Origin of the sequence: Superficieibacter electus, assembly GCF_002915575.1 — a bacterium.
Taxonomy (GTDB): domain Bacteria; phylum Pseudomonadota; class Gammaproteobacteria; order Enterobacterales; family Enterobacteriaceae; genus Superficieibacter; species Superficieibacter electus.
In genome coordinates, this window is sequence record NZ_PQGD01000003.1 from 20792 (window position 1) to 43999 (window position 23208).

Consider the following 23208-nt stretch of genomic DNA (forward strand, 5'->3'; position numbering starts at 1 on the left):
TTTATTTGATTTGTTTGTGACGCTAGAATCTTCCACACACACTTGTTCTGGAAAAATCATGATGATTGCATTCAATCATTCATGGAAAACGGGAGACCATTTTGCTTACGATTAACAGCACGCTTATCAGTGGTGCGGGTGCCTTTGATGCACTCAGGCCAATACTGGAAGGAAAACAGCGGATTTTACTGGTCACTGACAGCAACATCGCGAAACTTGACGCTGCACAACATATCAATGCGATCCTGCATGAAATGCAGCGCAAGGTGCAGATCATTGATAACGTCCCTGCCGAGCCAAGCCAGCACGATGTAAAGGCATTGCTGGCCGTACTGGAAAACCAGCAATTTGACATGGTGGTGGGCGTCGGTGGCGGCAGCGTTCTGGATGTTGCGAAACTCCTTTCTGTACTTTGCCATCAGGATGAACACTCTCTCGACGCATTGCTGGCTGGAGAGAAGCCGCGGCATCGCCTTTGTTCGCTTTTAATCCCAACCACTGCCGGGACCGGCTCAGAAGCCACGCCAAATGCCATTCTCGCTATACCAGAACAGGACACTAAGGTAGGGATCATTTCCCCGGTTCTGCTGCCGGATTATGTGGCGCTCATTCCGCAGTTGACCACCAGCATGCCCTCGCATATCGCCTCTTCAACCGGCGTTGATGCCTTGTGTCACTTGCTGGAGTGCTTTACCGCCACCGTGGCAAATCCGGTCAGTGATAATGCGGCGCTTACCGGCCTGACTAAACTTCTGCGCCATCTGGAAACCTCTGTCAATGAACCCGACAACCTGATGGCGAAACTGGAAATGCTGTGGGCATCGTATTATGGCGGAGTGTCTATTACCCATGCGGGCACACATCTGGTCCATGCCCTTTCCTATCCTCTCGGGGGCAAATATCACCTGCCGCATGGCGTGGCGAATGCCATTTTGCTTGCCCCCTGCATGAAAGTGGTACGTCCCTACGCCGTGGATAAATTTGCCGAGGTCTGGGATGTACTTCCCGGTTCAGATCGCCGGTTATCCACAGAAGAAAAATCATATGCGCTGGTAGACCATCTGGCTGCGCTTGTTAAGCGACTTGGACTGCCTGATAACCTCGAAGCGCTGGGCGTTCCGCATGAAGACATTCCGGCGCTGAGCGATGCCGCTCTTAATGTGAAACGACTGATGAATAACGCCCCGTGTTCAGTTACCCATGCGCAAGTACAGGCAATTTATCAAAGTCTGTATCCCGCTAATAACATTTAAGGAGTGAATAATGAGTAGAAAAATTACAGGCGTACTGACTGCTATCGTGACGCCTTTTGATGACGATGGCGCACTGAATCCGCCGGCGCTACGCCAGCAGGTTAAAAGACAACTTGATGCCGGAAACGGCATTTTCTGTGGCGGTACCAACGGTGAATTTTTTGTTCTGAATGAGCGGGAAAAAGTTGCCGTCGCTGAAACCTGTATGGATGAAGTGGCAGGTCGCGCCAGCGTTGTTGCGCACATCGGAGAAATCTCTACCCGTGAAACCATTCGCCTGGGCAAGCAAATTGCCGCCCTTGGTGTTGATGCCGTTTCGGTGATCACGCCGTGGTTCGTACCGCTAAAGCAGGATGAACTGATTGCGCATTACACAGCAGTGGCGGATGCCCTTAGCGTGCCTGTATTTATGTATAACATCCCGGCGCGCACCGGAAATACGATTGAACCGCAGACGGTACGTACCCTCGCCAGCCATCCCAATATTATTGGTATCAAAGACAGTGCCGGCAGCTATGAAAGCCTGAGTCATTTTCTGGAGGCGGTAAAAGAGAGTGAGGATTTTGACGTATTGAATGGGCCTGACTCATTAATTCACCAGGGCTTTGTGGACGGCTGTTCCGCCTGCATCTCCGGGCTGGCGAACGTTGCACCGAAAGAGATTAACGCCATTTGGTCACGCTTTAATGCCGGGGATATTGCCGGATCGCACCAGGCGCAGGAGAGCGTAACAGGGTTACGTACTGAACTGTATAAGGTGGCATTTTCCCCGGCGGTGGTAAAAAAAGCGTTGCAACTAATGGGACATGATGTCGGAAACAGCCGTTATGCCGTCCATTTCAGCGACGCTCAACTTGCGCAGATCAAACACATTATTCATACCTGGCTGCAGTAATTAAATCTGGTAGCGGCACGCCTGCCGCTACCTTAAAGGGATCGAATTATGAAAGTTATTTGTACTTCACCATCGTTTGCTAAATATGATGCTCGTCCACTCACTGCCTTACAGGATGCCGATCTGGAACTGGTCTCTCTGCCCGCGGATGCCACAATGGAAATGCTTGTGCCCCATCTGGCTGATGCCGTTGCAATGATTGTTGCCTTCACTGAGGTAAATGACGTGCTGCTTGAACGTGCCCCACAGCTTAAAATTGTCTGTAAGCATGGCGTTGGCGTCGACAATATCGATCTTAACGCAACGCAACAACGTGGAATTTATGTGACAAATGTTCCAAACGCCAATAAGCATGCTGTTGCCGATTTTGCCTTTTCCCTTATTCTCGGTTGCGCCAGAAAACTCACCCAGGCGGTAGAAGAAACCCGCGCGGGTCAGTGGCCACGAATTTTTGCCACCGATGTATATGGTAAAACAATTGGCATCGTTGGATTAGGTAATATTGGCAAACAAGTCGCATTACGCGCACGGGGTTTTAACATGCGTATTCTGGCATGTGACGCCTGGCAGGATACGGCGTTTGCTCAGGAAAATAATATTGAATATGTCTCCCTGGATACCCTTTCCCAATCCAGTGACTTTATTACCCTGCATACCCCTTTAACGCCCCAGACAAAAGATCTCTTTGATGCGGCGCGCCTGCATACAATGAAGAAAAATGCTTTTTTAATCAATGTTTCTCGTGGCGGCGTGGTTAATGAAGAAGCCCTTTATCAGGCTCTTAAAGACAATGTTATCGCAGGTGCAGCATGTGATGTATTTGATGAGGAACCCTGTAAACAGCATCCACTCTTTTCATTAGCCAATTTTTTACCCACTGCACACATTGCGGGTTATACCGACGGTGCGATAAGCGGCATTAGCGAACACTGCGTTAAAAATATTATTAGCTGTGTTATTCACCACCAGCGGCCGGATAATATTGTGAACAAACTATAAAGCCAGTGGAAGTATTATTTACCTTCCCTACAACCAACATCTACTCATGAGCCAGATATATGAATAATATAACTGATAAAACCCGCATTCGCTGGTGGATAGCAGGATTGATGTGGCTTGCTATTGCCATAAATTATATTGATCGCACGGTATTGTCAGCCGCGGCCCCGCATCTTATTGATGAATTATCTCTCGACCCCGAGATGATGGGGTTTATTATGGCGGCTTTCTTCTGGTCATATTCATTATTGCAAATCCCGGCCGGGTGGTTTGCCGACCGCTTTGGTCAGAAAAAAGGGCTTGGCCTGGCGGTCGCCTGGTGGTCTATTGCCACATCGATGATGGGGCTGGCAACCGGCTTTAAATCACTGCTGGCGTTGCGCCTCGCGCTGGGCGTCGGCGAAGCCGCTGCCTATCCAAGCAACGCCGGGATCGCAGCACGCTGGTTCCCGGACAGAGAGCGCGCTACCGTGTCAGGCCTTTTTGATAGCGCATCGAAATTTGGTGGCGCAATCGCCATGCCTTTAATCGTCTGGATGATTTATCAGTTTGACTGGCGTCTCACGTTTTTGATTATTGGTAGCGTTGGCATTATATGGGTTATTGCATGGTATTTTATTTATGCAGAAAACCCTGAAGACCATAAAAAAATCAGTCAGGCAGAGATTAACCATATCCGCCAGGGACAGCGGCAAAAACATGGCGATAAATCAGTACTACCAATGCGCTGGTACAAATTATTGCGCTATCGTAATATTTGGGCCATGTGCATCGGTTTCTTTACTATAAATTATACGTCGTACTTTTTTATTACCTGGCTGCCAACTTACCTTGTTAAAGACAAAGGCATGGACTTTATCAAAATGGGGATGGTTGCCGCCTTGCCGTTATTATGCGGAATGGTTATTGAGGTCCTGGCTGGCTGGGCGTCAGATCGGATCGTGCACAAACGAATTCTCTCACTCACCGCGACAAGAAAGCTATTTTTGACCCTCGGATTACTGATGGCACTGTGTATTGGCTTCGCTCCCTTTACCGATTCGGTGTTTATGACCGTGTTTTTGCTTTGCGTAGCAAAATCAGGTACCACCGTTGCCGCTTCGCAGGTCTGGGCATTACCGGGCGATGTTGCACCTAAAAATAGCGTATCTATCGTAGCGGGATTACAAAATACCGTCTCAAATATGGGCGGCGCAGTAGGTCCAATTATCACTGGCGCGATAGTGGCCGCAACAGGGTCGTTTACCTGGGCATTAGTATTTTCAGCGGTACTGGTCGTCATCGGTATTCTGAATTATCTCTTTTTACTGGGTAAAGTTGAACCTATCGTTATCGACGATCCCAAAACAGCAGACCTGGCTACCGTACAACAACATTAATGGCTTTCGCCCGGCATTCGCCGGGCATGGTTGTTATTCCAACATGAGTTTACCGACGATATAAGTTTTTGCCTGGCCGCTCATCAGTACCCGCTCACCTTGCAGTTCACAGCGAATATCGCCACCCCGGGCCGAAACCTGACGAGCAAAAAGACGTGTTTTGTCCAGCTTCTGCGCCCAATAGGGAATTAACATGGTATGCGCTGAGCCGGTAACAGGATCTTCCCACACCGCCTCACCGGGAGAGAAAAAGCGGCTGACAAAATCGTATTCTTCTCCTCCTGGCGCAGTGATGGTTACTTTATGCTCGCCCGGGATCATTGCGGCAATATCCGGCGCGATAGCCTCAACCTGTTCACGGTCGGCCAGTTCAATCAACCAGGCCCGCCCTTTGTGGGCGGCCCGATATGCATCAATACCCAATGCCCTGAGTAAGGACGCGGGAGGGGTTTGCGCAACGGTTCGGTCACGTGGAAAATTCAGCGTCAGCCAGTCATCATCACGTCTTACCATCAGGGGACCGGATGCCGTGTCAAAAACGATCTGCGCACCGGCATAATTGAGATGATTAAAAATGACATGTGCCGTGGCAAGCGTGGCGTGTCCACAAAGATTCACTTCGTTGCGGGTGGTAAACCAGCGCAGCGCGAAACCGTTCTGCTGAGGCACAAAAAACGCCGTTTCCGACTGGTTGTGTTGCTGCGCCATTTTGAGCATTACTTCATCCGGCAACCACTCCGTCAGAGGGCAAACGGCTGCTGCGTTGCCACCAAAAGTATGGTCGCTAAAGGCATCAACCATATAGTAATCAATTAACGTCATCACCCTTCCTCTTATCATGATCGATACATCACGCTGACATGAAGCGATATGTAAATGGAATGTATACCCATCTTTAATTTTCAACACATAAAATTGAGATCTGCGTCACAAAATGGTTGTGTTTTCGCCAGTGAAAGCTTTAAGATCACCCTCTCTTCTTATACCTAACCAACCCAGATTATCTCTATGACAACGAATACTGTTTCACGCAAGGTGGCGTGGCTTCGTGTGGTTACGCTTGCCATTGCAGCGTTTATTTTTAATACCACTGAATTCGTGCCGGTGGGTCTGCTGTCTGATATTGCTGAAAGCTTCGGTATGGAGACGGCGCAAGTCGGTATTATGCTGACGATCTATGCCTGGGTTGTCGCCCTGATGTCACTGCCATTTATGCTACTGACCAGTCAGATGGAGCGGCGAAAGTTGCTGATCGGCTTATTCATTGTGTTTATTGCCAGCCACGTATTGTCGTTTTTGGCCTGGAACTTCACCACCCTGATTATCAGCCGGATAGGCATTGCATTTGCCCATGCGGTGTTCTGGTCAATTACCGCCTCGCTGGCCATACGCCTTGCGCCAGCTGGTAAGCGTGCCCAGGCATTAAGCTTAATTGCTACCGGTACCGCGCTGGCAATGGTACTGGGCATTCCCATCGGCCGTATTGTGGGTCAGTATTTTGGCTGGCGTACTACCTTTTTTGCCATCGGTACTGGCGCGCTTATTACCCTGCTGTGCCTGATTAAACTGTTACCGAAATTACCCAGTGAACACTCGGGCTCTCTCAAAAGCCTGCCGGTATTATTTCGCCGTCCGGCGCTAATGAGCATTTACTTGTTAACCGTTGTCGTCGTGACGGCGCATTATACGGCCTACAGCTATATTGAGCCCTTTGTCCAAAATGTTGCCGGTCTGAGCGGTAACTTTGCCACCGTGTTACTGCTCATCCTTGGCGGCTCTGGCATTCTTGGGAGTCTCTTGTTTGGCCGTCTGGGCAACCTGCACGCCTCGACACTGATTTCAGGCGCAATTGGCTTGCTGTTTGTTTGCCTGTTACTGCTGGTTCCCGCGGCGCGTAATGAAAATCACCTGGCATTACTCAGCGTCTTCTGGGGAGTAGCCATTATGATCATTGGTCTTGGAATGCAGGTGAAAGTACTGGCGCTGGCACCGGATGCTACCGACGTTGCGATGTCATTGTTTTCCGGCATTTTTAATATTGGTATCGGCGCTGGTGCGCTGGTAGGCAGTCAGGTGAGCACGCATCTCTCCATGGCTGCTATCGGCTATGTGGGTGCCGTACCCGCGCTCGCAGCTCTCCTTTGGGCGGTACTTATTTTCCGTCGCTGGCCGGTCTCACTTGAAGAACAGCCACATTCATAAATGTGGACGTTTGGGGTTAAATCATTAACCCCAAACCATCACTGCAACAAATAATTCAAAGCACATTTCAACCAGCGCATGTCAGTTATGCCCCCTCTCATTTACGTTGTAACCCCAATCGTGACAGGCTTCTAACCCGCTTTTTAGCAAATCGTGGCATAGCCGGATTCATTCAGTTGACTTATGCTTGCCTGGGCAATAATATCCTCCGCAACTAATATACTTGCCAGGGCAACCATTGTGAAAAGTTCAGGGGATCTGTTTAACGAAATCATTCCGCTTGGACGTTTGATCCATATGGTTAACCAAAAAAAAGATCGCTTGCTAAACGATTACCTTTCGCCGAAGGACATTACTGCCACCCAATTTAAGGTGCTCTGCTCTATCCGCTGTGAAGTCTGCGTCACACCGGTCGAGTTAAAAAAGGTGCTCTCGGTCGATTTAGGCGCTCTGACTCGTATGCTCGACAGATTGGTTTGTAAAGGCTGGGTCGAACGCTTACCTAATCCGAATGACAAACGTGGCGTGCTGATAAGACTTACGCCGGAAGGCACAAGGATTTGTGAACAGTGTCACCAGCTTGTCGGGCAAGATTTGCATCAGGAACTAACAAAAAACTTATCGGCAGACGAAGTGGCTACTCTTGAATACCTGCTCAAGAAAGTGCTGCCATAAACATAAGAGGTAAGACGATGTCCAGACGTAATACTGACGCCATTACAATTCATAGCATTTTGGACTGGATCGAAGACAATCTGGAGTCGCCGCTGTCACTGGAAAAAGTGTCAGAGCGCTCCGGCTACTCAAAATGGCACCTGCAAAGAATGTTTAAAAAAGAGACCGGTCATTCGCTGGGTCAGTATATTCGCACCCGCAAATTGACGGAAATCGCTCAGAAGCTCAAGCAGAGTAATGAGCCGATTCTGTATCTGGCCGAGCGTTATGGATTTGAATCGCAGCAAACCCTGACACGCACATTCAAGAACTATTTTGACGTGCCGCCGCACAAGTACCGAATTATGGATATGCCCGGCGAAGCACGCTATCTGCAACCGTTAAACCACTGTAATTATTAATCGCCTGTATTAAGACGTATCGAGGAAATCATGAAACTGCTCGTCTCCGCTACCCTTGCATTAGCGTTGCTGACATCCGGTCAGAGCTTTGCGGAGCAATCACGTCAGGCAGTTGAAGGCAGCGCCCGTGCGACGTTGATCATGCCTTCAACGCACGATCAGTCTCCGTTTGATTTTAATCATATGGGCACTGGAAGTGACAAATCCGACGCACTGGGTGTGCCCTATTACAATGAGCACAGCCTGTGATTCTTTTGCCCCGCCTCTGCGGGGCTTTTTTATCCCCTGACCGCTTTTACTCGCCGCAACCGCAGCCCAAAGACATTGATATATAACCCCGCCATGATCAGCACCGCGCCCGTCAGTTGTAAAAGGTTGAGCGTCTCTCCGAGTAACAGCGCCGCGCTGGCCAGCCCTACCACTGGCACAAGTAATGAAAGCGGCGCAACGCGCCAGGTTTCGTAGCGTCCCAGCAGAGAGCCCCAAATCCCATAGCCAACAATGGTGGCAATAAACGCCAGATAAATAAGCGACAGGATCGTGGTGATATCAATAGTCACCAGGCTTTGAAGGATAACCGCCGGGCCATCGAAAAACAGCGATGTTAATAGAAATGGCACCACGGGAATGAGCGCGCTCCAGACCACCAAAGACATCACTGGTGGCCGAGTTTCCAGCTGCATAATTTTTTTATTGAAAATATTGCCACATGCCCAACTCAGGGCGGCGGCCAGGGTCAGCATAAAACCGGTCAACGCAACATGTTGTCCATTTAAACTTGACTCGATGAGTAACAGTACGCCAAAAACCGCCAGCGTAATTCCGGCCAGTTGTTTGCCCTGTAATCGCTCACCGAAAGCAAAGACGCCAAGAATGATAGTGAAAAACGCCTGAGCCTGCAGTACCAAAGACGCCAGTCCAGCAGGCATACCAAACTTTATCGCCGTGAAGAGAAAGGCAAATTGACCAAAGCTTATCGCCATCCCGTATCCAAGCAATAAACGAAACGGCACTTTGGGCCGGGCCACAAACAGTAAAGCAGGGAAAGCGACCAGTAAAAAACGTAACCCCGCCAACAATAGCGGAGGCATATTATGCAGTCCGACCTTAATGACGACAAAGTTAAGCCCCCACACTACGACGACCAGCAACGCCAGCAGCCCATCTTTACGCGTCATACCCTGCCCCTGCAGTTGTTAGAATTTTGTGAACCATCCCACGTTAGCGGAAAAAAAGACGCATTAACAGATCATTATTTCTGGTAGGCCGCTTTCACTGTTGGTCTCGCTATACATTGTGCTTATTGCATGATATTCCTGATAAGACCAAATAATGAGACAGAGCAATACTCGGGCAGGAAAATGATTACTTCAACCAGGCGCTCCATTACTGCGCTGCTGGCATCGTCATTACTTTTAACTATTGGTCGCGGTGCGACGCTTCCTTTTATGACTATTTATTTGACGCGCCGTTATGCCATGAGCGTTGAGATGATTGGTTATGCTATGACGGTCGCGCTGACGATTGGCGTCATTTTTAGTCTGGGTTTCGGTATTATGGCGGATAAATTCGATAAAAAACGCTATATGCTGATTTCAATATTGGTGTTTATCATCGGTTTTGTTGCTATTCCCTCGGTGAATAATGTAATGCTGGTAGTCATCTTTTTTGCGATGATTAACTGCGCGTACTCCGTATTTGCCACTGTGCTAAAAGCCTGGTTTGCTGATGTTCTCACGCCGACAGAAAAAGCCCGAATATTTTCGCTGAATTACAGTTTTCTTAATATCGGCTGGACGATTGGCCCTCCGCTTGGCACGTTACTGGTGATGTACAGCCTGAATTTGCCCTTCTGGCTGGCGGCGTTTTGCGCCGCATTTCCCCTGGTTTTTATCCAACGCTATGTACAGCGAGTCGCAGCCAGTAATGTGGGTGGCGAGCCGGTGGTCTGGTCGCCATCCATTCTGCTACGGGATAAAGCGCTGTTCTGGTTTACTTTATCAGGTTTTCTGGCTTCATTTGTCGGCGGCTCTTTCGCGTCATGTATTTCCCAGTATGTTCTGGCTGTCGCCGACAGCGATGTTGCTGAGCATGTTGTTGCCGTCGTCCTGCCGGTCAATGCGGCACTGGTGGTTAGCCTGCAGTATTTCATTGGCCGTCGTTTAACCGCGACTAATTTACGTCCGTTAATGACGGCAGGGACCTTTTTTTTCGTGGCCGGGTTGATAGGCTTTATGCTTTCCGGCGTTAATCTGATTATCTGGGGGATCTCTGCCGCTGTATTTACGATTGGCGAAATAATATATGCTCCGGGTGAATACATGCTCATTGATAATATTGCGCCACCGGGGATGAAAGCGAGTTATTTTTCCGCACAGGCGTTGGGTTGGCTGGGTGCAGCTGCCAATCCACTGGCGACAGGATTAATATTAACCCATCTGCCGCACTGGTCGTTATTTGTTATTCTGATGGTGGCGATCGTTATGGCGTGGATGATGATTATTCGCGGGATGAGTAGCAGAACCTGCCATCATGTTGCGCAAAGTCGTTAACGACTTTGTATGCGGGAAAATAAAACCGCTGACGAGCCAGGTATTGCGCTTTATTACTCTCGCTAACGAACTGAGGAAAACGCTGACGCGCGGGGACGTCATCCCCGCGTGCCGGTGTCGGCCTGGACATCAGCGCCCCCTTTTAAATCGCCACCATTCCCCGGACGCCTTCCGTCTCCATATTAACCCCACGCCCCTGTTGCACAATGGCACCACGGGACATCAGCAGATAGCTATCCGCAAGTTCTGCCGCAAAATCATAAAATTGTTCCACCAGCAAAATCGCCATATCTCCACGACTGGCAAGCTGGCGGATCACCATCCCAATCTCTTTAATCACCGAAGGCTGAATACCTTCCGTCGGCTCGTCGAGGATCAGTAATTGTGGGCGGCTGGCAAGCGCGCGGCCAATTGCCAGCTGCTGCTGCTGCCCTCCGGAGAGATCACCACCACGACGATGTTTCATCTCCTTTAAGACTGGAAAAAGTTGATAAATATCTTCCGGGACGGCGCGCGCATGACGTGCCGGAAAACGGGAAAGCCCCATCAGCAGGTTTTCCTCTACTGTCAGGCGCGGAAAAATTTCACGCCCCTGTGGCACATAAGCAATCCCTGCCTGCACGCGCTGGTGGGGTTTACGGTTTGTGACGGGCCGATCCTGCCACATTATCGTGCCGCTTCGTGCCGGAATAAGCCCCATCAGACATTTCAATAGTGTGGTCTTCCCTACGCCATTGCGCCCCAGAAGACAGGTGATTTCTCCCGCCCGGGCGTTAAAGCTGATGCCACGCAGAATATGACTTCCACCGTAATACTGATGCAGATCGGTAACCTGTAACATCATCGCTCCTTAGCGTCCGAGATAGACATCAATAACCTGTTCGTTTTGCTGCACCTCGCGCAGCGATCCCTCCGCCAGAACCTGTCCCTGATGCAGGACGGTCACTTTGTCGGCGATGGTTTCGACAAATCCCATATCGTGTTCAACCACCATCAATGAATGACGCCCCGCCAGTTGGCGAAAAAGTTCAGCGGTATAGGCGGTTTCTGCATCGGTCATACCGGCGGCAGGCTCGTCGAGTAATAGCAGATGTGGCTCCTGGACGAGCAGCATGCCTATCTCCAGAAACTGCTTTTGCCCATGCGACAAGAGACCGGCACGGCGGTGTCGCTCAGCATTGAGGCGTAACAGGCATAAAATCTCCTCAATACGATCCTGTTGCTCACCGTTTAATCTTGCCCGCAAAGTAGCCAGTACCGATTTATCTGTTTTTAACGCCAGTTCAAGGTTTTCAGCGACAGTCAGCGCTTCAAACACCGTTGGCTTCTGAAATTTACGACCAATGCCTTTTCGTGCAATTTCAATGGGCTCAAGCCCCGTTAACTCCAGGGACTGATCGTAAAGCGCCGACCCGCTTTGAGGGCGGGTCTTGCCGGTGATCACATCCATCAGCGTGGTTTTACCTGCGCCATTGGGGCCGATGACGCAGCGTAATTCACCAACGCCAATATCCAGCGTCAAGTCAGTAAGCGCCTGAAAACCATCGAAATTGACATTGATATTTTTAAGTTGTAGTACCGGATCGGTCTGCTGGCGAAACCGATCGCCCGGCATCTGGCGGGTAAAAAGCCCTTCGTCAGGTTGCATCATTTCTCTCCTTTACGCAGCAGACCAATGACGCCACGCGGTAAAAACAGGGTTACCAGAATAAATATCAGCCCCAGAAACAGCTGCCAGTATTCCGGCATCGCAACGGTAAAAAAGCTTTTTGCGCCATTAACTAATCCCGCCCCCAGTACCGGGCCGATGAGTGTTCCCCGACCGCCAAGGGCCACCCAAATTGCGGCCTCGATGGAGTTTGTGGGGGACATTTCGCCTGGATTAATGATCCCGACCTGTGGAACATATAATGCACCAGCCAGCCCACAGAGCACGGCAGAAAGCGTCCACACCAGCAGTTTGAAACCGCGCGGATCGTAACCACAAAACATCAGCCGATTTTCTGCATCACGCACGGCAGTGAGCACCCGACCAAACTTGCTTTTTGCCAGCGCATAGCCCAGCGCCAGTGACGCCAGAAGTAAAATGACCGTCCCCAGAAAAAGCGCTACCCGCGTCGATGTTGCCGTAACGGAAAACCCGAGCAGCGTAGTGAAGCCGGTAAAACCGTTATTACCGCCGAAGCCAGTTTCATTGCGGAAAAACAGCAGCATACCGGCAAAGGTCAGTGCCTGGGTCATGATCGAAAAGTAGACTCCTTTGATTTTCGAGCGGAAAGCGAAATAGCCGAACACCAGCGCCAGCAGTCCCGGCACCAGCACCACCAGTATCATCGCCCAGGCAAAATGCTCCGTTCCCCACCAGAACCATGGCAGTTCATCCCACGCCAGAAAAGACATAAACGCGGGCAGACCATCGCCGGCAGCCTGACGCATTAAATACATCCCCATCGCATAGCCGCCGAGGGCGAAGAAGATCCCATGCCCGAGAGAAAGCATCCCGGCATAGCCCCACACCAGATCCAGTGCCACAGCGACCACCGCGTAACAAAGTATTTTGCCAGTCAGCGTCAGCATCCAGGTTGACAGCGCCAGTGGATGACTGGCGGGTAATAAGGCCAGAAAAGGTAAAATCAGCAGCCCGACAATGAATAGTCCGCCAAAAATACGTATGGTAAATGGCGCGCGCTGCGCCAGAGTAAGCGTTAATGGCTGGCTCATTAGTCCGTGACCCTCCCTTTCAGGGCGAACAGCCCTTGTGGCCGTTTCTGAATAAACAAAATAATGATGGCCAGAATGAGGATTTTACCGAGCACGGCCCCCATCTGAGGTTCAAGAATTTTATTGAAGATCCCGAGGCCAAAGGCCGCCGCAACGCTACCGGCCAGTTGACCAACGCCACCGAGGACCACCACCAGAAAAGAGTCAATAATATAGCCCTGGCCCAGCTCCGGCCCCACATTGCCAAGCTGAGAGAGTGCGACGCCACCCAGTCCGGCGATCCCCGAACCAAGACCAAATGCCAGCATATCAACGCGTCCGGTCGGTACACCGCAGCAGGCGGCCATCGCGCGATTCTGCGTTACCGCCCGCACGTTCATACCCAGCCGCGTTTTATTAAGAATAAGCCAGGTAAAAAACAGCACCAGCAGGACAAATCCCAGGACCACTACCCGGTTCCACGGTAAGATCAGGTTCGGCAGTACCTGAATACCTCCCGATAGCCAGCCGGGATTTGCGACCTCAACGTTCTGCGCGCCAAACAGCATGCGCACCAACTGGATAAGCATCAGACTGATCCCCCAGGTCGCCAGCAGTGTTTCCAGCGGCCGTCCGTAAAGATGGCGGATAATCGTACGCTCAAGCAGCATTCCCATTCCTGCCGTCACACTAAAGGCAACCGGCAGAGCAATCAGGGGATAAAAGGCCAGCCATTGAGGGGCCAGTTGAGACATCGCCTGCTGTACAAGCCAGGTGCTGTACGCCCCCAGCATCAGCATCTCGCCATGCGCCATATTAATGACGCCAAGCAGACCATAGGTAATTGCCAGGCCCAGCGCGGCAAGCAATAAAATAGACCCCAGCGACAGTCCCATAAACGCCTGGCCCAGCACATCGCCAAGGACCAGCCGCTGCTTGACAAGCTTCAGGCTGGCCTGGGCTGCATCGCGCACGCTGGCATCGGGTTCATGCTGGCTGTCGGTCAGAGGAGCCAGCAACGCCTGCGTGTCAGGATCGCTGGACTTGCCCAGTTCTTGCGCAGCACGACGACGTTCAGCGGCGTCGGAGCTGGTGAGGAGCAGACTGGCAAGTGCCATACTCAACTGCTGTTTAACGTCTTCATCGCTCTCCTGGCTGAGACGCTGATGTAATAAAGGTAACAGCGCCGGTTGCACGTCGCGGCGCAGGGTTAATGCCGCTGCCCGCCTTTCGGTGACGTTGTCACTTATTAACAGGTGCGTGGCGAGCGCCGTGGCCGCCAGCGTACGTAGCCGGTTCGTCAGGCGAACCTTTTTCAAACTGCCCTCAACCGCCGCGCTATCGCCCAGGGCTAACGGACGCCCTTTCTCCAGCATAAAGGCATGTCGCTGGCCCTCCATATTCAGGTTTTCCTGCGTCAGCGCACGCAGAAAGGGTATACGCTGCGCCGGGGGCGCAGCGGCCCATTTTTGCAGTAATGCTGCCTGCCCGGATCGGCGGGCAGCGACAAATTCATCGGCATCGGCAGCGTGCGCACTCCACGTGAACCACCAGGCCAGCATTAAACAACAAAGGATACGTACAACATTCATTACCGGTTTCTCCCGAAACGCGCCCTCCCGCAGGAGGGCTACTCGTTATTGCCCACCCGTTTTAACCGGGCTGTCGGATTTTTTATCGTTTCCTGGAATGAACGGGCTCCATGGCTGAGCGCGGACTGGTTCGTCGGTCTGCCACACGACGTTAAACTGACCGTTATTTTCGATTTCGCCAATCATGACCGGTTTGTGCAGATGATGATTGGTTTTATCCATCGTCAGGGTAAAGCCCGACGGCGCGGCATAAGACTGCCCGGCCATCGCATCACGAACTTTATCCACATCGGTGGTCCCGGCTTTTTCTACCGCCTGCGCCCACATATGCAGGCCGACATAAGTGGCTTCCATTGGATCGTTGGTCACCACCGTATCCGCGTTGGGCAGCTTGTGCGCTTTAGCCCATGCTTTGTAATCGGCAACAAATTTCTGGTTAACCGGGTTATCAACCGATTCAAAATAATTCCAGGCAGCCAGGTTGCCGACCAGCGGTTTGGTGTCGATCCCGCGCAGTTCTTCCTCCCCAACGGAGAACGCCACGACCGGTACATCGGTCGCTTTCAGCCCCTGATTCGCCAGCTCTTTATAAAACGGTACGTTGGAGTCACCGTTGATGGTCGAGACCACCGCCGTTTTACCCCCGGCGGAGAATTTTTTAATATTCGCCACAATGGTCTGGTAATCGCTGTGACCAAACGGGGTGTACACCTCTTCTATGTCTTTATCCTGTACGCCTTTTGAATGCAGGAACGCGCGCAGAATTTTGTTGGTGGTGCGCGGATAAACATAGTCAGTACCAAGCAGGAAGAAGCGTTTGGCGCTGCCGCCGTCTTCGCTCATCAAATACTCCACCGCCGGAATAGCCTGCTGGTTAGGGGCCGCGCCGGTATAAAATACGTTAGGAGACATCTCCTCGCCTTCATACTGCACCGGGTAGAACAGCAGACCATTGAGTTCTTCAAATACCGGTAAGACCGATTTGCGTGACACCGACGTCCAGCAACCAAACACCACGGCAACCTTATCCTGGGTCAGCAACTGGCGGGCTTTTTCAGCAAAGAGCGGCCAGTTAGAGGCCGGGTCAACGACCACCGGTTCAAGCTTTTTGCCCAGCACGCCGCCCCTGGCGTTGATCTCATCAATGGTCATCAGCGCCACATCTTTGAGCGGGGTTTCAGAAATGGCCATCGTGCCGGAGAGTGAATGCATAATGCCGACTTTAATCGTGTCGGCGGCATAAACGCTGAAACTCATTCCCATACTGACAACGGTGGCAGAGAGCGCAAAAGCTTTTAACAGGGTACGACGGTGCATAATTCACTCCTGAATATTCAAATGACTGAGGTCGAAGAAAGCATTCAGTAGCGATCAGGCAAAAAGGATGCCAGGTCTGTTATCAGGTGCAAATCGGCAGGGAAGTATTAACAAGGACAGGGAAAAAGCGGCGTAAAGCATTATTGTGGCACAGCATTGCATTATTACAGTGCAATGCTGTGCGGTGTAGTTACCAGACCTGAGCGGCGATATCGGTGACCAGACGAACCTTGTCCCATTGCTGCTGTTCAGTCAGCGAGTTCCCCTCTTCCGTGGAGGCAAAGCCGCACTGCGGACTCAGGCAAATCTGTTTTAAATCAACATATTTTGCCGCTTCCTGAAGTCGGGCCTTGATACCCTCCGGATTTTCCAGCTCACCGTTTTTTGTGGTGATAAGGCCCAGCACCACCTGCTGATGACCAGGGCGAATAAAGCGCAGAGGGGCAAAATCACCTGAGCGATCGTTATCATACTCAAGGAAGAATGCATCTACATTGACGCTGCCGAAGAGGATTTCGGCTACAGGTTCATAACCGCCTTCTGAAATCCAGGTGGAGCGGAAATTACCCCGACAAACATGCAGACTGATTGTCATATCTTCCGGTTTACCCTCCAGCGCGGCATTTAGCACGTGAGCATAAATTTTCGCCAGCTCATCAGGATCTTCACCCCGTTCACGTACCTGTCGGCGCTGATCGTCAGAGCACAGATACGCCCACACCGTATCATCAAGTTGAAGATAGCGGCAGCCTGCAGCGTAGAACGCCTGAATAGCATCGCGCCAGGTGGTTGCCAGATCGGCGAAGTACTCTGCAAGATCAGGGTAAACGCTGGCATCAATATCTTTACGACCGCCACGAAAATGGAGCACGCTTGGCGACGGAATCGTCATTTTCGCTTCAGCGTTACCGCTGATACTTTTCAGATAACGAAAATCTTCCAGCATCGGGTGATCGCCAAAAGCCAGTTTGCCGGTCACGCGGACACCGTGCGCTTTAGTTTGCACGCCGTTGAACTGAATGCCCTTCTCTGAATCATAGCGTTCCACACCCTGTAATCCGTCGAAGAAATCGAAATGCCACCAGGCGCGGCGAAACTCACCATCAGTGACCACATGCAGACCACACTCGCACTGTTGTTGCACAACGTGCCGGATCGCCTCGTTTTCCACGTCGCGAAGCTGGCTGGCGGTGATGTCGCCTTTTGCCCACTGCTGACGTGCCAGCTTTATGCTGTCCGGACGTAAAAAACTGCCAACGATATCCGCGCGGTACGGACCATGAGGATGCGACATATTTTCTCCTTTACCTGTGACCATATCATTGCCCACAGTGATAATTCAGATTGTAAACTTATAGACTTCTGGATGGCTATATGTCCAAAAGATGACATAAACAACGCGATGGCGCAAAGGAGAAAATTTCATGGCTCGTGAAAATAATTCATGTTGCCGTTAACGTTGTGCTGGCAAATGCAAAACCTTCATCCTGCCAGCCGGTGATCCCACCCAGCATGATTTTTACCGGTCGCCCGAGGGTGGCAATTTTGAGTGCGGCTTTGTCAGCACCATTACAATGGGGACCTGCGCAGTAAACGATAAATACGGTATCCGTCGGCCATTGCGCTAACCTTTCAGCCGTGATGTGCGCATGCGGAAGATGTATCGCTCCCGGCACATGTCTGTTAGCAAAATCAGCCTCTCGTCCCACCACGTGCAGCAAAACAAAATCCTGCTGATGGTGAGTGATAGCCTCATGGACATCTGAACAATCTGTTTCCACGCTCAGGCGGCGAGAGAAATGGATTACGGCCTCCCCGGGGAAAGCGGCGGGATAATCAGTTACGTAACTCATAGCGTGTTCTCCATGTTTGTGTTAACACTAAGTTAACCCAATAACGCCCCTTAAAACCGCCCATCAAAATGTCAGAAAACGCCGTGAAAATGACAATGATCGCTGCCAGCACACCTCACCGGGTAATTGCACTTGCCTATGATGGACTTTGCACTTTTGAGTTTGGCGTGGCAGTAGAGATTTTTGGCCTGCCGCGCCCGGAATTTGGCGCGCAGTGGTATCACTTTGCCGTGGCGGGGATTGAGAGTGGTGAAATGCGTGCCACAGGAGGTATCCGCATTATGACCGATGGCGGACTGGAGTTACTCAGCCAGGCGGATACGATTATCATTCCGGGCTGGCGCGGCATCGATTCACCGGTCCCTGATGCACTCATCAATGCGCTACGCCAGGCGCGTGATCGGGGCTGTCGGATAATCTCCATCTGCTCAGGGGTATTTGTGCTGGCAACCGCAGGATTACTCCGCGGGTTGAAAGCCACTACGCACTGGCGCTATACGCACATTCTCCAGCAGCGCTTTCCTGATATCACAGTGCTGAATGATGTTCTCTATGTTGATGAGCAGCGCATTATGACCTCAGCAGGCAGCGCAGCAGGTATCGATCTTTGTTTGCATGTTGTACGTGAAGATTACGGCCTGGAAAAAGCGAATAGTGTTGCTCACAGGCTGGTGATTCAGCCGCACAGAGACGGTTCGCAAACGCAAAACCTCGATCGTCCCGTTGCAAAGGCGCGCGAAAGTCAGTCACTGGGTCAACTCTTTGACTATCTCCATCAAAATCTGGGGCAAGTGCACAGTGTTGCCTCTCTGGCCACACGAGCAGGAATGAGCCCGCGAACGCTGGTGCGTCGTTTTGCGCAGGTCACCGGAACAACGCCCGCTCGCTGGCTACTGCATCAACGTCTGCGCCGCGCTCAGGAGTATCTCATTCACAGTCAGCATAGCATTGAAGCCATTGCGGAATTCAGTGGATTTTGCAATGCCAGCGTATTACGTCAGCATTTTCGCCAGCACTTTGCGCTATCTCCAACGCAATTTCGTAAAGAAAATAGCCAGGGTAAAAAGATGTCGTTTATATAAACGCCACTAATGAGAGGGGAAATTGATTAAAAAAGTTAAACTATTGTTATTTATTTGAACTTTTGAAAATATTTTTGCATTTGAATTTGTACATTCTCGGGTTTATGACTAGTTTAAAATCGTTGAGTTGAAGACCCCGCCAATGGCGGGTATTGCCCACGATCGTTAACTATGCACGGTGTAACATAAAACATGTCAATACAAGAAGTCGACCAGAGCTCCCCGTTGTCGTTTGGTTATGGCCATGATGATGCCGGGCAAAACGTCATTTCTGAGATTACGCAGGATCTTTTGTCCAGAAAAACCGCCGTTAATAATAAAGACATCATTCTTGAGCTGATCATGCGGCTGGAAATCGAGAAAGATGTCGTAAAACTGGATATCTACCGCAGTGCATTAGAAATGGTTGTACTGAATACGCCTGACGATATTTAACTTACGTCAGCAAACAGGACAGATAAAAAAAACGGGCGTTTGCCCGTTTTTCTTTATTACGCACTTTCACTGAGACCACGGTGTTTAAGCATCGGTTCGATTTGCGGATCGCTTCCCCGCCAGTGGCGATACACCGTCTCCAGATCGGCACTGTTGCCCCGGGACAAAATTGCCTCGCGAAAACGCTGGCCATTTTCAGCGCTCAAACCGCCCTGCTCTATAAACCACTGGTAACCATCGTCGGCCAGCATCTGTGTCCACAGATAAGCGTAATAGCCCGCCGCATAGCCTCCGCCAAAAATATGGGCAAAGTAACTGCTACGATAGCGTGGTGGCACGGCGGGGAGATCCAGATTTTCATTGCGGATAGCCGTTATTTCAAAATCATCCACTGAATCAGGCAACCGGTCCCGCGTTACGCTATGCCAGTTCATATCCAGCAGCGCCGCGCTGAGCAGTTCCGTCATTTCATACCCTTTATTGAACTGAGCTGCCCGCAGCATACTGGCCTGTAAAGCCTCAGGCATAGGTTCTCCATTTTGATGATGGCGGGCAAAACGGGCAAAAACCTGCGGATGTGTCGCCCAGTGCTCATTAATTTGCGAAGGAAATTCTACAAAATCACGCGGGGTATTCGTTCCTGACAGGCTGGCGTAACGCTGACGGGCAAATAACCCATGAAGGGTATGACCAAATTCATGAAACAGCGTAATAACATCATCCCATGAGATTAACGCACTATGGCCTGCTGCCGGTTTTTGATAGTTGCAGACATTGTAAATAACCGGCTGAGTGCCGAGCAGCGTCGACTGTTCAACAAAGTTTCCCATCCATGCGCCGCCGCTTTTCGAATCGCGGGCAAAAAAGTCCCCATAAAACAGCGCCAGTCCTTCGCCACTGGCGTCAAAGATCTCCCAAACCCGTACATCCGGATGATAAACCGGAATATCAACGCGCTCGACAAAACGAATCCCAAAAAGTTGTGATGCCGTCCAGAATACCCCTTCTTCAAGCACCGCATTAAGCATCAGGTAGGGCCTGACCTGAGAATCGTCAAACGCATACTTTTGCTGACGGACCTGCTCGGCATAAAAATCCCAGTCCCAGGCCTGGGCCTGAAACTCTCCCTGCTGCTCATTAATCACCTGCTGGATAGCCGAATATTCCTGCTCAGCGCGAGCTCTGGCGGCGGGCGCGATTTTGCGCATAAATGCCAGCGCAGCTGCGGACGTTTTCGCCATTTGGTCGGCGGTCTTCCAATTGGCATAGTCGCTGAAACCTAATAATGCTGCCTGTTCCGCTCTCACCTGTATCAGCCGTAATATCAGCGATCGGGTATCATTTTCATCATTTTTTTCATTGCGCACCCAGCCCGCCCGAAACAATTGCTCGCGGGTCTGGCGATCGCGCAAAGCGGCTAATGCCGGCTGTTGCGTGGTATTCAATAACGGCAGTAACCAACCATCGAGACCTTTCTCTCGCGCCGCCTCTTCGGCCGCAGCAATTTCATCCTCGCTCAGCCCCGCCAGCTGTGAAACCTGCTTAATGGCCAGTCCGCCTGCTTTACTGGCTGCCATCAGCCGCTGATTAAACTGGCTGGTGAGCGTCGCTGCTTCAGTGTTAAGCGCCTTAAGCGCCGTTTTCTCTGCTTCACCAAGAGTTGCCCCGGCGAGAACAAACTGTTGCCTGACAACCTCGACCAGCCGTCGTGACTCATCGTCCAGTGAAAGCGTTTCACGTTGCTGCCAGACTTGTTCAACCCGCGCAAACAACGCATCATTGAGATAAATATCGTTGGCCAGCGCAGCCAGTTCCGCGGAGAATTGCTCATCCAGCTTTTGCAAAGTGTCGTTAGTGTGCGCGTGTGACATCGCAAAAAACACACTCGTCACCCGTCCCAACAACACGCCGCTTTTCTCCAGTGCCACAAAGGTATTCTCAACATCAGCGAGCGCCGGGTTTTGCGCAATAGCATGAATTTCTTCACGCTTTATCCGCAGACCTTCATCAAAAGCCGGACGATAATGTTCATCTTTAATGACATCAAAATGAGGGGCCTGATAAGGCAACGTGCTCGTATAAAAAAACGGATTATTTACCGACATCATTTTCTCCTGAACGCCCAACCGTTTCTGACCAGGCACTACACTAAAATACCGCGCTCAATTCAGACATTCGCCCAAAAATAGTGGGGATGCGCCCTCAATCCAAACGCAGGCGGGACTTTTTTGCCACACTTAACATCGATTTCCCGCAATCCGGGAACGCATGGTAAGGTTATACAACATAAAAAGCGTTGAGGAACAGTGAGATGATTATTTTGGTAACAGGCGCAACGGCAGGTTTTGGTGAAAGCATCACCCGCCGCTTCGTGGAAAATGGACATAAAGTCATTGCTACTGGCCGCCGCCTGGAGCGACTTCAGGCGTTACAGGCAGAACTGGGTGAGGCAATTTACCCGCTTCAGCTGGATGTCCGCGATCGCAAAGCCATTGATGAAAAAATAGCGTCCCTGCCCGCTGAGTGGCGTGACATTGATATTCTGGTTAATAATGCGGGGCTGGCGCTGGGCATGGAACCGGCGCATAAAGCGAACGTGGATGACTGGGAAACGATGATCGACACCAATAATAAAGGGCTGGTATACATGACCCGCGCCATCCTGCCGGGAATGGTCGAACGTAATCGGGGCCATGTTATTAATCTTGGGTCTACTGCGGGTAGCTGGCCTTACGCAGGTGGAAATGTCTACGGCGCGACCAAGGCGTTTGTACAGCAGTTTAGCCTCAATTTACGCACCGATCTTCATGGTACCGCTGTGCGCGTGACTAACATTGAGCCAGGCCTGGTAGGCGGTACCGAGTTTTCTAATGTGCGTTTTAAAGGTGATGATGCGAAGGCGGATAAAACCTATGAAAATACCACCGCGCTGTCCGCAGAGGATATCGCTGAGGCCGTATGGTGGGTCGCTACGTTGCCAAAACATGTCAACATTAATACCCTCGAAATGATGCCAATCAGTCAGACCTATGCAGGATTAAGTGTCCATCGCGGGTAATTTTTTTCGCCCGACCGCAAGGTCGGGTATTGAAAATGGTGAAGTGATGGTAAAATCAACCGGTTAATCGTCTAAAAAGTAAGAATGAATGACCTTTGAGACCCAACTTAACCCTACGCAGCCTGTGAATCAGCAAATCTACCGGATTCTACGCCGGGATATTGTGCATTGCCTGATTGCACCCGGCACGCCCCTTTCTGAAAAAGAAATTTCAGTCCGTTTCGATGTCTCTCGTCAGCCTGTACGCGAAGCATTTATTAAGCTTGCGGAAAATGGTCTTATACAAATCCGCCCGCAGCGTGGCAGTTATGTCAATAAGATCTCCCTTGCTCAGGTTCGGAACGGGTGTTTCGTGCGCCAGGCGATTGAATGTGCCGTGGTCCGGCGTGCAGCGGGAATGATAAACGATGAGCAACTCTGGCAGCTTGAGCAAAATTTGCACCAGCAGCGAATTGCCATTGATCGCAAACAGCTCAACGATTTTTTTCAGCTGGATGATGAGTTTCATCAGAAACTGGCGCTAATTGCGGACTGTCAGCTGGCATGGGATACCGTTGAAAATATCAAAGCGGCGATTGACCGGGTACGGTATATGAGCCTCGACCATGTCTCACCACCTGAGATGCTGCTACGTCAGCATCTGGACATCTTTGCCGCGCTTGAGCGGCACGACGCAGAGGCAGTTGAAAATGCTATGGCGCTGCATTTACAGGAAATCAGCGGCTCTGTGCAGCTTATTCGTCAGGAAAACCGCGACTGGTTTAGTGAAGATTAAGCTCACGGCAATACGCCGGACAAGTTTGAACCGCCCGGCG

Annotated in this window: 23 protein-coding genes; 13 read left to right on the forward strand and 10 right to left on the reverse strand. The window is 51.0% G+C overall.

Annotated elements, in window-relative coordinates; all coding sequences use genetic code 11:
* The first annotated feature begins 101 nt into the window (after positions 1–101).
* Genes CHU32_RS03990 through CHU32_RS04005 form a run of 4 tightly spaced genes read left to right on the forward strand, consistent with a single transcriptional unit; the run spans position 102 to position 4526 of the window.
* Positions 102–1253, forward strand: coding sequence for an iron-containing alcohol dehydrogenase (locus CHU32_RS03990; RefSeq protein ID WP_103674504.1), 1152 nt, complete (start codon positions 102–104; stop codon positions 1251–1253).
* Positions 1254–1263: 10 nt separating this feature from the next.
* On the forward strand, positions 1264–2148 hold the full coding sequence (locus CHU32_RS03995) for a dihydrodipicolinate synthase family protein (RefSeq protein WP_103674505.1): 885 nt from the start codon (positions 1264–1266) through the stop codon (positions 2146–2148).
* 48 nt (positions 2149–2196) lie between these two features.
* On the forward strand, positions 2197–3147 hold the full coding sequence (locus CHU32_RS04000) for a phosphoglycerate dehydrogenase (protein ID WP_103674506.1): 951 nt from the start codon (positions 2197–2199) through the stop codon (positions 3145–3147).
* 59 nt (positions 3148–3206) lie between these two features.
* Positions 3207–4526 carry an MFS transporter gene (locus tag CHU32_RS04005; RefSeq protein WP_139156237.1) on the forward strand — a complete coding sequence of 440 codons (1320 nt, stop codon included), beginning with the start codon at positions 3207–3209 and terminating at the stop codon, positions 4524–4526.
* Between the two features lie 33 nt (positions 4527–4559).
* Here the strand turns inward: CHU32_RS04005 and CHU32_RS04010 are convergent, their stop codons facing one another.
* On the reverse strand, positions 4560–5348 hold the full coding sequence (locus CHU32_RS04010; RefSeq protein ID WP_103674507.1) for a PhzF family phenazine biosynthesis protein: 789 nt from the start codon (positions 5346–5348) through the stop codon (positions 4560–4562).
* A gap of 186 nt (positions 5349–5534) precedes the next feature.
* Between CHU32_RS04010 and CHU32_RS04015 the strand changes: the two genes are divergently transcribed.
* The 4 genes from CHU32_RS04015 (at position 5535) to marB (ending at position 8053) form a co-directional block, all read left to right on the forward strand.
* Complete coding sequence (locus CHU32_RS04015) at positions 5535–6728, forward strand: sugar transporter (RefSeq protein WP_103674508.1); 1194 nt, start codon at positions 5535–5537, stop codon at positions 6726–6728.
* 240 nt (positions 6729–6968) lie between these two features.
* Positions 6969–7403 carry a multiple antibiotic resistance transcriptional regulator MarR gene (gene marR / locus CHU32_RS04020; protein WP_103674756.1) on the forward strand — a complete coding sequence of 145 codons (435 nt, stop codon included), beginning with the start codon at positions 6969–6971 and terminating at the stop codon, positions 7401–7403.
* A gap of 17 nt (positions 7404–7420) precedes the next feature.
* Entirely contained in the window at positions 7421–7804 is a 384-nt protein-coding gene (gene marA, locus CHU32_RS04025; RefSeq protein ID WP_103674509.1) for an MDR efflux pump AcrAB transcriptional activator MarA, read from the forward strand.
* 30 nt (positions 7805–7834) lie between these two features.
* Positions 7835–8053, forward strand: a complete 219-nt coding sequence (gene marB / locus CHU32_RS04030) for a multiple antibiotic resistance protein MarB (RefSeq protein WP_103674510.1) — start codon at positions 7835–7837, stop codon at positions 8051–8053.
* 29 nt (positions 8054–8082) lie between these two features.
* On the opposite strand, the gene eamA is transcribed toward marB, so the two are convergent.
* The gene (gene eamA, locus CHU32_RS04035) at positions 8083–8982 is read right to left on the reverse strand and encodes an O-acetylserine/cysteine exporter (RefSeq protein WP_103674511.1); all 900 of its coding nucleotides are present in this window, start codon (positions 8980–8982) and stop codon (positions 8083–8085) included.
* Between the two features lie 183 nt (positions 8983–9165).
* Here eamA and ydeE point away from each other — a divergent pair, with 183 nt between their 5' ends.
* Entirely contained in the window at positions 9166–10356 is a 1191-nt protein-coding gene (ydeE, locus tag CHU32_RS04040; RefSeq protein WP_103674512.1) for an efflux MFS transporter YdeE, read from the forward strand.
* 142 nt (positions 10357–10498) lie between these two features.
* Here the strand turns inward: ydeE and urtE are convergent, their stop codons facing one another.
* From urtE to CHU32_RS04075, 7 genes are all read right to left on the reverse strand, one after another.
* Positions 10499–11197 carry an urea ABC transporter ATP-binding subunit UrtE gene (gene urtE / locus CHU32_RS04045; RefSeq protein ID WP_103674513.1) on the reverse strand — a complete coding sequence of 233 codons (699 nt, stop codon included), beginning with the start codon at positions 11195–11197 and terminating at the stop codon, positions 10499–10501.
* Between the two features lie 9 nt (positions 11198–11206).
* Positions 11207–12004: an urea ABC transporter ATP-binding protein UrtD gene (urtD, locus tag CHU32_RS04050; RefSeq protein ID WP_103674514.1), complete on the reverse strand. Its 798-nt coding sequence runs from the start codon at positions 12002–12004 to the stop codon at positions 11207–11209.
* Positions 12004–13077 carry an urea ABC transporter permease subunit UrtC gene (urtC, locus tag CHU32_RS04055; protein WP_103674515.1) on the reverse strand — a complete coding sequence of 358 codons (1074 nt, stop codon included), beginning with the start codon at positions 13075–13077 and terminating at the stop codon, positions 12004–12006. The genes urtD and urtC overlap by 1 nt, the downstream gene beginning before the upstream one ends.
* On the reverse strand, positions 13077–14648 hold the full coding sequence (gene urtB / locus CHU32_RS04060) for an urea ABC transporter permease subunit UrtB (RefSeq protein WP_103750784.1): 1572 nt from the start codon (positions 14646–14648) through the stop codon (positions 13077–13079). The genes urtC and urtB overlap by 1 nt, the downstream gene beginning before the upstream one ends.
* Before the next feature lie 45 nt (positions 14649–14693).
* Positions 14694–15965 (reverse strand): urea ABC transporter substrate-binding protein, encoded by a 1272-nt coding sequence (gene urtA / locus CHU32_RS04065; protein WP_103674517.1) that lies wholly within the window; start codon positions 15963–15965, stop codon positions 14694–14696.
* Between the two features lie 190 nt (positions 15966–16155).
* Positions 16156–17259, reverse strand: a complete 1104-nt coding sequence (locus tag CHU32_RS04070; RefSeq protein WP_103674518.1) for a cobalamin-independent methionine synthase II family protein — start codon at positions 17257–17259, stop codon at positions 16156–16158.
* A gap of 148 nt (positions 17260–17407) precedes the next feature.
* Positions 17408–17818 (reverse strand): rhodanese-like domain-containing protein, encoded by a 411-nt coding sequence (locus CHU32_RS04075; RefSeq protein ID WP_103674519.1) that lies wholly within the window; start codon positions 17816–17818, stop codon positions 17408–17410.
* A gap of 68 nt (positions 17819–17886) precedes the next feature.
* Between CHU32_RS04075 and ftrA the strand changes: the two genes are divergently transcribed.
* Together ftrA and CHU32_RS04085 are read left to right on the forward strand one after the other, a co-directional pair.
* Positions 17887–18900: a transcriptional regulator FtrA gene (ftrA, locus tag CHU32_RS04080; RefSeq protein WP_103674520.1), complete on the forward strand. Its 1014-nt coding sequence runs from the start codon at positions 17887–17889 to the stop codon at positions 18898–18900.
* A gap of 192 nt (positions 18901–19092) precedes the next feature.
* A complete protein-coding gene (locus tag CHU32_RS04085) occupies positions 19093–19335 on the forward strand; it encodes a biofilm development regulator YmgB/AriR family protein (RefSeq protein WP_103674521.1) in 243 nt (80 codons plus the stop codon).
* A 56-nt stretch (positions 19336–19391) separates the two neighbouring features.
* On the opposite strand, the gene dcp is transcribed toward CHU32_RS04085, so the two are convergent.
* Entirely contained in the window at positions 19392–21440 is a 2049-nt protein-coding gene (gene dcp / locus CHU32_RS04090; protein ID WP_103674522.1) for a peptidyl-dipeptidase Dcp, read from the reverse strand.
* Between the two features lie 206 nt (positions 21441–21646).
* Here dcp and ydfG point away from each other — a divergent pair, with 206 nt between their 5' ends.
* A complete protein-coding gene (gene ydfG, locus CHU32_RS04095; RefSeq protein ID WP_103674523.1) occupies positions 21647–22393 on the forward strand; it encodes a bifunctional NADP-dependent 3-hydroxy acid dehydrogenase/3-hydroxypropionate dehydrogenase YdfG in 747 nt (248 codons plus the stop codon).
* Positions 22394–22481: 88 nt separating this feature from the next.
* Entirely contained in the window at positions 22482–23168 is a 687-nt protein-coding gene (locus CHU32_RS04100; protein ID WP_103674524.1) for a GntR family transcriptional regulator, read from the forward strand.
* The last annotated feature ends 40 nt before the right edge of the window (positions 23169–23208 follow it).

Coding starts and splice junctions, on each gene's coding strand:
- CHU32_RS03995 (WP_103674505.1), top strand. CDS start 1,264: ATGAGTAGAAAAATTACAGGCGTACTGACTGCTATCGTGACGCCTTTT.
- CHU32_RS04000 (WP_103674506.1), top strand. CDS start 2,197: ATGAAAGTTATTTGTACTTCACCATCGTTTGCTAAATATGATGCTCGT.
- CHU32_RS04005 (WP_139156237.1), top strand. CDS start 3,207: ATGAATAATATAACTGATAAAACCCGCATTCGCTGGTGGATAGCAGGA.
- CHU32_RS04010 (WP_103674507.1), bottom strand. CDS start 5,348: ATGACGTTAATTGATTACTATATGGTTGATGCCTTTAGCGACCATACT.
- CHU32_RS04015 (WP_103674508.1), top strand. CDS start 5,535: ATGACAACGAATACTGTTTCACGCAAGGTGGCGTGGCTTCGTGTGGTT.
- marA (WP_103674509.1), top strand. CDS start 7,421: ATGTCCAGACGTAATACTGACGCCATTACAATTCATAGCATTTTGGAC.
- marB (WP_103674510.1), top strand. CDS start 7,835: ATGAAACTGCTCGTCTCCGCTACCCTTGCATTAGCGTTGCTGACATCC.
- eamA (WP_103674511.1), bottom strand. CDS start 8,982: ATGACGCGTAAAGATGGGCTGCTGGCGTTGCTGGTCGTCGTAGTGTGG.
- ydeE (WP_103674512.1), top strand. CDS start 9,166: ATGATTACTTCAACCAGGCGCTCCATTACTGCGCTGCTGGCATCGTCA.
- urtE (WP_103674513.1), bottom strand. CDS start 11,197: ATGTTACAGGTTACCGATCTGCATCAGTATTACGGTGGAAGTCATATT.
- urtD (WP_103674514.1), bottom strand. CDS start 12,004: ATGCAACCTGACGAAGGGCTTTTTACCCGCCAGATGCCGGGCGATCGG.
- urtC (WP_103674515.1), bottom strand. CDS start 13,077: ATGAGCCAGCCATTAACGCTTACTCTGGCGCAGCGCGCGCCATTTACC.
- urtB (WP_103750784.1), bottom strand. CDS start 14,648: ATGAATGTTGTACGTATCCTTTGTTGTTTAATGCTGGCCTGGTGGTTC.
- urtA (WP_103674517.1), bottom strand. CDS start 15,965: ATGCACCGTCGTACCCTGTTAAAAGCTTTTGCGCTCTCTGCCACCGTT.
- CHU32_RS04070 (WP_103674518.1), bottom strand. CDS start 17,259: ATGTCGCATCCTCATGGTCCGTACCGCGCGGATATCGTTGGCAGTTTT.
- CHU32_RS04075 (WP_103674519.1), bottom strand. CDS start 17,818: ATGAGTTACGTAACTGATTATCCCGCCGCTTTCCCCGGGGAGGCCGTA.
- ftrA (WP_103674520.1), top strand. CDS start 17,887: ATGTCAGAAAACGCCGTGAAAATGACAATGATCGCTGCCAGCACACCT.
- CHU32_RS04085 (WP_103674521.1), top strand. CDS start 19,093: ATGTCAATACAAGAAGTCGACCAGAGCTCCCCGTTGTCGTTTGGTTAT.
- dcp (WP_103674522.1), bottom strand. CDS start 21,440: ATGTCGGTAAATAATCCGTTTTTTTATACGAGCACGTTGCCTTATCAG.
- ydfG (WP_103674523.1), top strand. CDS start 21,647: ATGATTATTTTGGTAACAGGCGCAACGGCAGGTTTTGGTGAAAGCATC.
- CHU32_RS04100 (WP_103674524.1), top strand. CDS start 22,482: ATGACCTTTGAGACCCAACTTAACCCTACGCAGCCTGTGAATCAGCAA.